This window comes from Neobacillus sp. plas4, assembly GCF_057221695.1.
This window is the reverse complement of sequence record NZ_CM170152.1, coordinates 592432-604474: the sequence shown is the minus strand read 5'-3', so window position 1 is coordinate 604474 and position 12043 is coordinate 592432. Positions and strand designations below refer to the sequence as shown.

The 12043-nt window shown below is 34.8% G+C and carries 11 protein-coding genes; 3 read left to right on the top strand and 8 right to left on the bottom strand.

Annotation, left to right across the window (positions count from 1 at the left end; all coding sequences use genetic code 11):
* Nucleotides 1–79: 79 nt before the first annotated feature.
* From AC2TFD_RS02920 to AC2TFD_RS02900, 5 genes are all read right to left on the bottom strand, one after another.
* The gene (locus AC2TFD_RS02920) at nucleotides 80–643 is read right to left on the bottom strand and encodes a tyrosine-type recombinase/integrase (RefSeq protein ID WP_484674946.1); all 564 of its coding nucleotides are present in this window, start codon (nucleotides 641–643) and stop codon (nucleotides 80–82) included.
* Nucleotides 644–831: 188 nt separating this feature from the next.
* Nucleotides 832–1140, bottom strand: a complete 309-nt coding sequence (locus AC2TFD_RS02915; RefSeq protein WP_484674945.1) for a hypothetical protein — start codon at nucleotides 1138–1140, stop codon at nucleotides 832–834.
* Nucleotides 1141–1433: 293 nt separating this feature from the next.
* Entirely contained in the window at nucleotides 1434–2783 is a 1350-nt protein-coding gene (locus AC2TFD_RS02910; protein WP_335509244.1) for an ABC transporter substrate-binding protein, read from the bottom strand.
* A 118-nt stretch (nucleotides 2784–2901) separates the two neighbouring features.
* Entirely contained in the window at nucleotides 2902–3750 is an 849-nt protein-coding gene (locus AC2TFD_RS02905) for a carbohydrate ABC transporter permease (RefSeq protein WP_335509246.1), read from the bottom strand.
* Between the two features lie 17 nt (nucleotides 3751–3767).
* Entirely contained in the window at nucleotides 3768–4715 is a 948-nt protein-coding gene (locus tag AC2TFD_RS02900) for a carbohydrate ABC transporter permease (protein ID WP_335509248.1), read from the bottom strand.
* A gap of 196 nt (nucleotides 4716–4911) precedes the next feature.
* Between AC2TFD_RS02900 and AC2TFD_RS02895 the strand changes: the two genes are divergently transcribed.
* On the top strand, nucleotides 4912–6507 hold the full coding sequence (locus tag AC2TFD_RS02895; RefSeq protein WP_335509251.1) for a response regulator transcription factor: 1596 nt from the start codon (nucleotides 4912–4914) through the stop codon (nucleotides 6505–6507).
* Here AC2TFD_RS02895 and AC2TFD_RS02890 read toward each other — a convergent pair.
* The gene (locus AC2TFD_RS02890; protein ID WP_484674944.1) at nucleotides 6502–8193 is read right to left on the bottom strand and encodes a cache domain-containing sensor histidine kinase; all 1692 of its coding nucleotides are present in this window, start codon (nucleotides 8191–8193) and stop codon (nucleotides 6502–6504) included. The two genes, AC2TFD_RS02895 and AC2TFD_RS02890, sit on opposite strands and share 6 nt — an antisense overlap.
* Before the next feature lie 198 nt (nucleotides 8194–8391).
* On the opposite strand from AC2TFD_RS02890, the gene AC2TFD_RS02885 reads away from it, so the two are divergent.
* Both AC2TFD_RS02885 and AC2TFD_RS02880 read left to right on the top strand, forming a co-directional pair.
* A complete protein-coding gene (locus tag AC2TFD_RS02885; protein ID WP_335509255.1) occupies nucleotides 8392–9168 on the top strand; it encodes a hypothetical protein in 777 nt (258 codons plus the stop codon).
* Nucleotides 9168–9887, top strand: coding sequence for an RNA-guided endonuclease TnpB family protein (locus AC2TFD_RS02880; protein ID WP_335509257.1), 720 nt, complete (start codon nucleotides 9168–9170; stop codon nucleotides 9885–9887). Before AC2TFD_RS02885 ends, AC2TFD_RS02880 begins: the two co-directional genes overlap by 1 nt.
* A 92-nt stretch (nucleotides 9888–9979) precedes the next feature.
* Here AC2TFD_RS02880 and AC2TFD_RS02875 read toward each other — a convergent pair whose 3' ends face one another.
* Both AC2TFD_RS02875 and AC2TFD_RS02870 read right to left on the bottom strand, forming a co-directional pair.
* A complete protein-coding gene (locus AC2TFD_RS02875) occupies nucleotides 9980–10648 on the bottom strand; it encodes a YesL family protein (protein WP_335509259.1) in 669 nt (222 codons plus the stop codon).
* A gap of 180 nt (nucleotides 10649–10828) precedes the next feature.
* Nucleotides 10829–11938, bottom strand: coding sequence for a glycoside hydrolase family 88 protein (locus AC2TFD_RS02870; protein ID WP_335509261.1), 1110 nt, complete (start codon nucleotides 11936–11938; stop codon nucleotides 10829–10831).
* Between the last annotated feature and the right edge of the window lie 105 nt (nucleotides 11939–12043).

Here is a 12043-nt window from a genome sequence, read left to right as displayed (position 1 = left end):
CACCGAGGGTGGAGTGTAATCCTCCACCCCTTGGGGATGGAGGAAAACTCTCCACCCTTGGGTGGAGGGTTTTTTTATTCTATAAATTCACATCCACTTTAATCAACGGTTTCTCATTTTTACTTATTCCAATATATCTTAATGTTTCTGAAGGTGAATGATGATGATAGATTCCCATTAGAATGGAGATGGCAATTCCTTTCTGATAGGCGTGGTAGCCAAATGTTTTTCTTAATGTATGGGTACCAATTTTACCTGGAATTTCAACCTCTTTTGCAGCGGTATTAATAATGCGGTATGCTTGCTGGCGGGTAATGGGTTGATTATTCTTTTTGGACTTAAACAAATAATCACTATCTTTAAAATCATACATATTCAAGTAATTCTCACACGCGAGTTTAACGTTATTATTTAAATAGTAACCCTTGGTTTCATCACTATTTGTTTCCTTTAAATATAAAAATTCCTTAATCCCCGTTCCATCCCAGATATCCTCGATCTTTATTGAAAGTAAATCACTTATTCTAATTCCTGTATTAATACCAAGAACAAAAAGTAAATAGTCTCTTTGTGACTGCTTTTGTAAAATTTCTTTTATTGCATTAATACTATCAACATCTCTTATAGGCTCAACATACTCCATAAGTTGACCTCCTAGACATCCACAAGTTACCTTAAATAGGTTACATAACTAAACAATAACATATACTATGTAACATTACAAACAATTGATTTGGTATTAAAATGTACTAACCGGTGAATTTAATACCTTCTCGGAGAATAAAAAAAATCACCTGCCTTTAAATCCAGCGGATGATTTCCTTTTCTTGATCACTTATCAAATGCATACTTTTTACTGAATACATAGAGACTTGCTCCGAGTGTAAACACTGAAATATATTTACTTGTGAGAATGAGATAGGAAGTGGTTTGATTATCTAAGGTAATGTGAGGGAGTAGGAAAAGGCCATAAACCACAAGCAGACCAAAAGCGAGGATGGAATATGCATTCTTAAATGCTTTATCTATTATTACCTCACTTTTTTCCTCCTCCGAGTTTGTGAAAATAATAACTGCATATGCAATAACTAATATGATTAAATAGGCTAATCCTATGACCGCATAATGGATGTTCATCATTGACTGCCTCCTTTCCACAACGTGATTAGAAGTAATCTAAAAAAACACAACAAAGCTAAAAAAATAAAAGTCTGTCCAAAAAGGACACTTTAATCCCCATGTGACAAACTCATCTAAAAACATCAAAAGAACCTATGAAAAATGTATTCAATTCTATTGTCGCATAAAATTGAATAAGTTTAAAGTAAATGCACTACGGTGATTGAAGTATGTTTCAAAAAACTAAATGGATAAAGCCCTGCTCAGCGATTCGTCATCATGCAGGGCTTTATCCATAATATTGTTTACTTAGATTACTTTTTATTCACTTCAATAATCTTGTTCGCTTCCTCTACCATGAATTCCTTTGCTTCCTTAACAGAGATATCGTCTAGCATGAATTTAGTAAATCCAGCTTCCAATACATTCTTCTTAAGTTCATTACCATAAGAAATAGCAAGGTCAGATGTGTAAGCACCTTTTACTTCATCATTAAATAATGTGTGTAATAGTGAATCTACATCATAATAATTTTCTTTTCCAGCAACCATTGTATTGATTGTTGCTTCTCCATCAGCATCTTTCCAAGAAGATAAACCTCTTACTTGTGAACCTTCACCTGTTACATACTTCAAGAACTTGTATGAAGCTTCTTTGTGCTTAGAGTTCTTTGAAATAGCTGAGAACTCACCTGCAACGTTCGTGCTTCCAATTGGTGAATCTTCACTCATTCTAGGCATTGGAGCAAATGCTGTTTTGAAATCATGAGGATATTTTTCCACGTTTCCAACATCGGCAACGGTCCAGCTTGCAGTCATTAACATACTTGCTTGTTCGTTAAAGAATTCAGTACGATAGTTTAATTCCGCTCCAATTACATCAGAGAATGGTTTAATCGCACCAGCTTTTTCTAAATCCCTGCGTAATTCAAACCAGTAGTCAAATGATTTATCATCAAAAATAGATTTCTTTTCATCAATCATATAAGGGTGTTCTTTTTCTGCAAAAAGAATTGGGTTTGCATATTCTCCCCAAGTATGGAAGTATACGCCATATCTCTTATCTTTTCCTTCACCTTTAGAAAGCTTTGTTGCGTATTCTTTGAATTCATCCCATGTCCACCCAACCTCAGGTATAGGTAAACCAGCTTCGTCTAAATGATCTTTATTCAATAAGATATACCAGTAGTTTGTTAAGTGTGGCAGCGCATATACTTTACCGTCATATGCTGCATTGATTAAGTACTCTTCTTTAATATCGAGTTTATCTTTCTTAAAGTAATCATCTAATGGCTCAAACATACCGTTTGCAGCACGTAGTACTGCTTGGTCCACGTTAGGAATGGAAACAACGTCAACTTGTTCTCCTGCAGACATTAATACGTCCATACGAGTCATATTATCTACTGCACTTCCACCAGGAATAAGAACCTCGGATTTAACCTTAATATTTGGATTCTTTGCTTCAAAATCCGCAATAATTTTATTAATAGCGGTTTGGTCAGCATCCCAGTTGAAATATTTAATTTCTACTACTTCTTCTTTCTCTGCCTTTTTTCCCTCTGGCTTCTCACTGCTTGAACTTTCCTTAGATCCAGAACATGCAGTTAAAAGCAGAAGAAATAGAACGGAAAGCATGATTAAAAAACGATTTTTTCTCTTCATAGAATTGTAACCCCTTTCATCTTTTGTAATTTTTAAAATACGAGAACGCTTCTTTATAGTAGCGTATATTTTTTTTAAACGATGTGTAAGATTTTTTTATAAATGTGTACTTTTTTTACTATCCTTTTACTCCGCCTAATGAAATACCCGCAATTACATTTCTCTGCAGGATGACAAATACAATTAAGAGTGGCAGGATTGCTGATAACGAAGCCATCATCATTACTGCGTAGTTATCACTGTATTCAGTCTTAAAATATTGCATCCCCAATGTAATAGGATATAGCTTTTCATCGTAAAGGAAGATAAGCGGGTTTTGATAATCATTCCAAACCCAAATAAATTTAATAATACCCACTGTTGCTAAAATTGGACGGCATAATGGAAGCATAATTTTCCAGTAGATTTTAAAATACCCTGCACCATCAATTTTTGCAGCTTCAATGTATTCATCACTGATTCCAACCATATATTGACGCATAAGGAAAGTGAAGTAGATAGAAAACATAGCCATTAAGATTAGACCTTCATGCGTATTAAATAGTCCAAACCATTTAATCATAATATAGCGAGGGACTAAAGTTGCCTGCTCCGGAATCATTAAAAATGCCATTAACAATCCAAATAGAACACTTTTTCCTGGAAACCTAAGCTTTGAGAATGAGTACGCTGCCATCGATGAAACAATGATTGTCACGATTGTTGTAATCGATGCTAATTTAATGGAATTTAGATAAAAGGTTGTAAATGGAACTTCACTCATCCATACCGCTTTAAAATTCTCAACTAAATTCCATCTTGTTGGTATCCACTCAATGGGAAACACCATAACATCGCTTTCATATTTTGCAGATGTTGAAAGCATCCAAATAAGTGGTATAAGAAAGGCAATGGATATGATCGCTAATATGATCGTCACAATGAGTTTGGAGGGATTTTTTTTAAGATCCTCCTTCAACTTGTACATAAAAAATACCTCCTCTATTAATCTGCTTTTCTATTTTGGATTTTCCACATAATAATGGTCAGCACAGCTACAATGGTAAATAGAACCCAAGAAATCGCAGAAGCATAGCCCATCCTAAAGTTTTTAAATCCTTCTTCGTAAATATAGTAAACAAGGACATTCGACGCATGATTTGGTCCACCGTCTGTTAAAAAGGCAACAAGATCAAAAACTTTAAACGAAGAAATCATTAACGTAATCGCTAAAAAGAATGTTGTTGGAGCTAATAGCGGCACGGTTATTTTTATGAACTTTTGGAAAAAATTCGCCCCATCAATTTCAGCTGCTTCATACACTTCTTCAGAAATCGTACTTAAACCTGAAATATAAATGATGACAATATATCCTACTGTATGCCAGATACCTACAATGATAATGGCAGCCATTACACTGTCAGTACTTCCTAACCATTTCGGTGGATCTGAAATTCCGATATTCATCAAGAACTGGTTAATTGGTCCTAAAGATGGATGAAATAGTGCTGCAAAGATTGCTGCAACAGCTACCTGTGTAGAGATATAGGGTATGAAAAATGCAACTTTAAAGAAATCTTTTGCATATGCTTTCGAATGAATAACTACTGCTAAAATTAATGCCAGCACCATTCCCACAGGTACAGTGAAAATCGTGTATAATAGGTTGTTTTTCAACGCCAAAAGAAAGTTATCATCATTTGCTAACCTGATAAAGTTATCAAATCCAATAAATTTTATCGTTTCCATACCACCTATAAAATTCCATTCAGTAAATGCTAGAAACAACGTAAACCCTAATGGGAAAACTCCCATGAGACAAATTCCTAAAAACTCTGGAAGAACAAATAGTATTCCAGCAGCGCTTTCTTTCCGTTTTTCATTCCAAAATGGTCTTTTTTTGTTCGGAGATAGACTGGTGACTTCTTTTTCGCTATTAATATTTACTTCCACTCATATTTCCTCCTTTTCCATGTGATTCCTTATCCAAACTTATTATAGGAGGTTTAGCAACCGTTTTCTGCATATAATTTTTACTTGTTTCCAGGGTCAATAGGTAAAAATAATGCACACTTCTCAAAAACTATCTTTCAATTAAGAAAATACAGTATATAATATGTTTATTAAACAAATGACTGGAGGTTTAGGCATGTACAAAGTAATGCTGGTTGATGATGATGTTCCTATGCTTAAATATCTGGAAAATATCATGAACTGGGAGGAGTTAGGTGTAGAGATCGTAGCTTCAACTTTCTCAAGTGTGAAAGCGCTGGCACTGTTCGAAGAATACCAGCCCGATTTAGTCATAACGGATATTGGGATTCCTCAAATCGATGGATTAGAACTTGCGGTACGTTTTAAAGAAATGAATCCGGCTGCTAGAGTTATTCTCTTAACCTGCCATGAGGATTTTTATTATGCAAAACGAGCCATACAGTTAACTGTAGATGATTACTTAATTAAAGATGAGCTAAACTTAGAACAGCTAAAAGAAAGCGTTCTCAAATCAATCGATAACATAAAGGACTCTATCGATTTTCAGGAGGCGTTAAAATACCAGGATACCATCATCCACAACAAAGACTTATTAAAGCAATCCTTTCTCAAAGATTTAACTGATATTGAATTCAATGAAAAGATTCTCGATTTCAGCCGGAGTTTAGGAATTAACTGGAAATATGACGATTTTATTGTTTGTGCTTCTGCCGTTGATTATTCGACTTGCTCACGAGAACAATTAATAAATAACAGCCCTGAGTTTCATAGTGAATTATTTACCATTGCGGAGGAACTTGCCAAAGATAAAAGTCAATTTACTATTTTACAAGATAAGGACATGAATCTCGTTATTATCTATAATTTTAAGAAAAGTTTTTCGAATAAAGGGGTGGAGGTGTTTCAACATTTTCTTAACAGCATTCGAAAAAGAGTAAAAGAAACCTTACAGCTTGATCTTTACTTTTTTACGAATAGTATTTGCAACAAAACATCATTAGGAAGCAGTATTAACCAACTTACCAAATTAAAATCCAGCGTTTTTTACGAAACTAAGATTCAATCTTTTCAAGAAGTTCATTCAATAAAAAATACGTTTAATTTAGTAGAAGACTCTCTGCTCGACCCTTTTATGAAAGGTTTAAATGATGCCATTCAATACTCTAATTCGGATGAAGTGATAAAATCATTACACAATTTAGAGGACAGTGCCAAAACCCTTCTGCTTGAGCCCAATCAATTAAAAGAAAAATGTGTAAAAATTTTGAATCAAGTATTCAATTCAAGCCAATCTTTTACGAATTTTGAATTATGTTTAAAAAATTCCTTTACCATTCAGCAAATGATCTATTTACTAAAACTAAAGATTTTAGCATGCCTTGACGACTTAACGAATACAAATTACAAACATACCATTAGGAATCCAAAATTAAAAGAGATTGACCAATATATTATAGAACATCTGTCCGAAAACATTACGTCCATAATTATGGCCAATCATCTTCATTTAAATCCCAGCTATTTTTCTCGATACTTTAAGCAGCTAACGGGTGAAAACTTTACCGATTATGTTCATCGCTTTAAAATTCGTATAGCTATTTCAATGCTTACGGAAAGATTTGAAAGTGTTGAATTTATAACATATAGCCTTGGTTATTCCGACCGAACTTATTTTTCAAAGATTTTCAAAAAGTATACAGGAATGAGTCCGGGTGAATATAAAAAAGCAAACGAAAAACAGGTGTTATAACGTGGGAATGTGCATGATAAATGTCGTTCCCTTTTTTTCATTGCTCTTAGCTTCTAAATAGGCAGTCTGTCCATATGTCAGTTTTAAACGCTGTGCAATATTAATGAGCCCGACTCTATCATAGTCAGAGAGTAATTCGTCATTCAACTCCTTGAAAAGAAGATTGAGCGTATCACACTTTTCCTTTGTCATTCCTTTTCCGTTATCTGAGATGCTTATTTGAATTTCACTCTCAATAGTATACGTAGATATGTTTATAATGGCGTTCGGTTCGCGGTCGACAAAACCATGAATAATACTGTTTTCAATTATTGGCTGTATGAGTAATCTTGGTATTTCAACATTCTCTAATCCCTCTTCAATGTCTATCTTCGCAACAATATCTGTCCCATTTCGCATATTCATAATATCTAAATAAGCATTTATTAATTGGAATTCTTGCTTAATGGTATTAGGAACATTCACTCGCATGTAGGATCGTAATAAGCTGATTAATGAATCGATTTTTTTACTATGGAAAGGATCTCCTGTAATACTAAGGTTACATTTAATTGAATTCAGCGTATTCATAAGGAAATGCGGGCGAATCTGAGCACTTAAGGATTGAAGTTCCAGCACCTTTTTTTCTTCTTGCTCCTGCTCAATTTTCTGAATCAGGTCTTTAATTTGATCTAACATTTTATTAAAGGTATTGCCAATCATCGCAATTTCATCTTTTCCCTTAACGTGAAAGCGAACAGAATGATCCCCTCGAACAAATTTCTTTACAATCTTTTCAAACGACTTTAACGGTTTAATTAATCTTTTAGACATATAGATGGAGAGCAGGAAAAATACCAGGATAAATAAAACAATTAAGATAAAAAACAGAAAAAATACCTTTGTGATCGATCCAGTAATTTCTTTCTGGGATATTTCCGAAACCAAGGTCCAATTAACTCGACTGATGTTTTTTTCAACACTAAGTATTTCCTTGTCACTAAAGCTATCTGTCTGTTTGCTGGCTATTTCCGAACCATTTTGATCAAAGAGAACGAGGCGTCCCATTTCAATGCTCTTAAAAATACTAGAAAAATAGGAATGGGGAATACGAATAACTAACGTACCTAAATATTCATTGCTTACATGATGTCGAATAACCCTGCCAAAAAAGTAATCATTCTCAGAGATTTCATCATTATGAATGACACCTAATGATTGGATGGTACTAGTATTCTTTAAATCTACTCGGGATTTAATTTCATCCCAATCAGTTTTTAATTGATCCAATCTCCCCGTTTGCGAGGCATGAATGATGTACTCACTAGGGTTTACAAGAAATATATTCGATTGAGCACCGATCATTTTTGTTTCTAACAGGCTTAAGAAATCCCTTACCTCTTGAACATTTTGATATTCTTGAAAAGTACTGATTTTACTAGAACCTTTTAAACTGTTTAACTTTTCTTTAATATTTACATCTCTTGCAATCATTACGGTAGAAAACGTAATGTCATCAATCGTGTCCGTCAAATCAGTGGCTATAATATTAACGATTTGTTGATTAGAGATGATAACTCTATCGGTCACTTCATTGTTAATAATGACATACGTAATAATCGAACTAATGGTAAATGGAAGGATAATCAAGAATAGTAGTGAGAGCTGAATTCTTTGGTAAAAGGTTAGTATATATTTGAGTTTCACTTCCATCATCCTCGGAAAACGTTATTATTTCATTATCGAAAAGCAGCGTAAAACCCCTAGCTTCAGATATGGGATATAAGCTGTAGTTTATATTTCTTTTTAGGATAAGAGTATGGGCTTGCACTATACATTCTATAATACAACATGGTATAATGAAGTAGTAACGGAACGTTTGTTCTTGCCGGAGAGGTGAACACAATGTATAGTGCATATAAAATACAAATACATCCGGACCATGAATTGTTCGATTACTGTGATTCTCTATGTTATAAAGCGAAGAACTTGTACAACATAACCAATTACTATATTAGACAGGTCTACACCGCTTTAAAAAAAGGAACGAGAAACGAAAATCAACTTCAGGCTTTAACGGATATTGAATTGCATTTACCTAAAATGAATGAGATTCGTCAGAAAAGCTATGAAAAAGGAAAGGTGAACCCTAAGCAAGTAAATAAAAGCGGTAAAATCACTGATGTAAAGTTCAAGCCATTTCAAATGCCCCATCATGAAAAATCATTTATTGGATATGGCTTTGTTGAAGCCTTATTTAAAGTGATGAAACAGATAGATTACACTTCTATGCCCTCCCAGTCCAATCAACAAACGATGAAAAAAGTATATGACGATTGGAAAAGTTTCTTCGAGGCCTCAAAGAAATATAAAATTAATCCTGCCAGCTTTACTGGAAAACCAAAGATTCCAAAATACAAAAAGAAAAATGGACGCACAACGTGTTATTTAACCAATCAAATTACCAAAATTAAAGATGGAAGTGTTCTAAAATTACCAGGAACCCATCTTCTATTAAACTTGGGAAAGTTAGTTCATTTAAAAGCGAAACTGCAACAGGTTCGAATTGTACCTTCCTACAGACGCTATGTAGTAGAAGTTGTTTTTAAAGGTAAGCAAGATAAGGAAATCAACGGTCTCAAAAACAAACTAATGAATTGGTATTTGAGCCGAAACGAGTAATGGGTATTGATTTAGGTGTTGATAACCTGGCAACTATCGTCGATAATACGGGGCAAAAGCCTCTGCTTATCAAGGGAACATGGTTAAAATCAACCAATCAATACTATAACAAATTAAAGGCAAAGTACATGAGTATCATTCGAAATGGTAAAGGTCCAAAAGAAGGGATATTCAATACTAATCGAATGATTTCGTTGGATCGGAAAAGAAATAATCGAGTCATGGATTTTTTGCATAAGGCTAGCGCTAAAGTGGTAGAAATTGCTTTAGAAAGAAACATCGATACCATCATCATTGGAAAGAATGTTGGCTGGAAAGTAGAGGTTACTATGCAAAAGGCAGATAAGCAAACGTTCATCCAAATTCCCTATGCGACTTTCATTGAAATGATTCGATATAAATCTGAGCGTAAAGGTATTCAGGTCATTGATAGGGAAGAGAGCTATACCTCCAAGTCAAGTTTCTTGAATAATGACCCCATCCCAACTTTCGGAGAAGAACACCAAACTACTTTTAGCGGGTATCGAAGCACAAGAGCCTTTTACAAACTTAAAGGATCAAAAGTTATAATTCATGCAGATGTAAATGGTGCCTATAATATCGTACGTAAACATGTAAAGAATGCTTTTGAAGGACTTGAAAGAAGACAATTCCTTCAAGCCCCACAGAAAATCTTCATCATGAAAAATAGACATGCAAAGCTGAAGGCTTCGGCCTGATGTAGTAGCGGGACTTGTGGTAGCCCACGTAAAGACAATGGTGCTTTTAAAGACTATTCTTTCGAAATCCCTAGCTTTAGCTATGGGGATACTCATACTGAAATCTGTTCTGATTTGTCGTTATACTCTTCTATTTTTCCATTCTGCTTTACCTGAATTTTGAGGAACACTCCATACGCGATCTTCATAAGTAAAATCGAATTCACACTAACTCCAAAGAAGATAAATAGAACAGGAAAATATTGAAAAACAACAATGGAAACGCTCGTGATAAACAGCATAAGAATCGCATAATGTGGAAAAGTCAATCCAACTAAGAAAGCGTTTTTAATACTCCGTTTTAGATTCACATCAAAATGAACTAGGACAGGGAAGATAAAACTAACCGTTATCCCAATAATGATCACAACACTATAAAAAATCACCTGAAAAATAGTTTGCAGTTGATTTGGTAATAAATCAAGGTTTGCATGATAGGTATAAAGGATGCTTCCTGCAATCAATAAAAACCATCCTAATAAATTGGACCTTAAAAATTCACTTCGATAACTTTGCCAGAATAATTTTAAGACTGGAACTTCTTCCTCTTTATCCATAATCCATTTCCTGGAAACCGCAAATACTCCAACAGTAGCCGGCATTATACCTAAGATGATTCCTCCCATTAACGTAAAGAAGATCCATAATAAATTGACATAGGCAAGTCTCATGATCCATTCACTTACTCGGTAAAAGCCTCCCATTATCCCTTTCTGTTCCATTATTAAATCTCCTTTCCTGCCAAAAGCCGGGGTCCTTCTTTGGCTAGCTATTCCTACTATTATAATCTTAAATACACTTTTTCCGTATGCAATATTTTTACATGCAGGGTAAAAATATTGCACAAAAAGGTGAAATAGAGTACCAAACCGGTACTCTTCCATCTTATCGAATTATTATATTTAAAAAATATGTCGATTCCATCCATTAAGCTTGGCAATCGCTTCAATAAAGAAATAATCTCCATATATTAACGATACATTAACAAAGTTGCCCTTTGGTTTATGCCCCGTTCCTTCTACTAATATCCCTTGATAATCAGGGTTATTCCAAGTAGCATAGTTATTTGATAATGAGGTCAATATCCTCCTCGCATTATCCAGATAGACACGTTTTTCATTTTGTGGCACGTGATCAGCAATTTCCAATAATCCTGAGGAGGCAATCGCTGCCGCCGAGCTGTCTCTTGGTTCATTTTCAATGGAATCTACACGGTGATCCCAGTATGGAACATAATCTTCTGGTAAGGATGTAATAAATTGGTGCGCGATTCGCTTTGATGCATTTAGGTATTTTTCGTCTCCCGTAAATCGATACATGTTCGCAAACCCGTAAATCGCCCAAGCATTCCCTCTGCTCCATGACGATTCAGGACCAAATCCTTGACCTCCAATAGGTTCAATGAATTCTCCAGTCTCTGCATCAAAGGAAAGGATATGGCAAGTTGAACCATCTTCGCGAACACCATATTTCAGGAAGGTATCAGCATGTTGAATGGCAATATGTTTAAACCGGGGATCATCAGATACATTACTAGCCCAGAACATGAGAGATAAATTCATCATACAATCGACAATAACCCAGCCAGGTGCACGGTCCCATGATTTAATAAAATTTCCTTTAGGGTTAAATCTGCCTGCTAGAAAGTTCGCAGCTAATAATCCCAGACGTTTACTTTCTTCATCGCCGGTAAGCTCATATTTGTATACTGAGGTTAATAGGATTTGAAAGCCTATATCATGGTCAAATTTTTCTGGATGCTCAATAAATGCTCTTTCAATTTTATGATTGCAGCTTTGGGCAAGGTTTTTATATTGTTCATTTTCGGTAAGATCATAGAGAGTCCATAAAATACCTGGCCAGAAACTTGAAGTCCACCAACTTGGCCGGGTGTCATCATATACACCATCGTTACTAGCAACATGGGGCAATTTATCTTGGATTCTATCTAAGTTTCTATATGTTTTTTCTTCAATAAGCTTTTTGGTCTCGAGTGCAAAAATATCCGTCACGTTTTTTCCCCTCCACACTTAACTTTTACTCATCACATACTATCATACCTGTAATGTGACTGAGATTTATCGGGACTTTTATTACAAATTTGTGCACTATTTTTA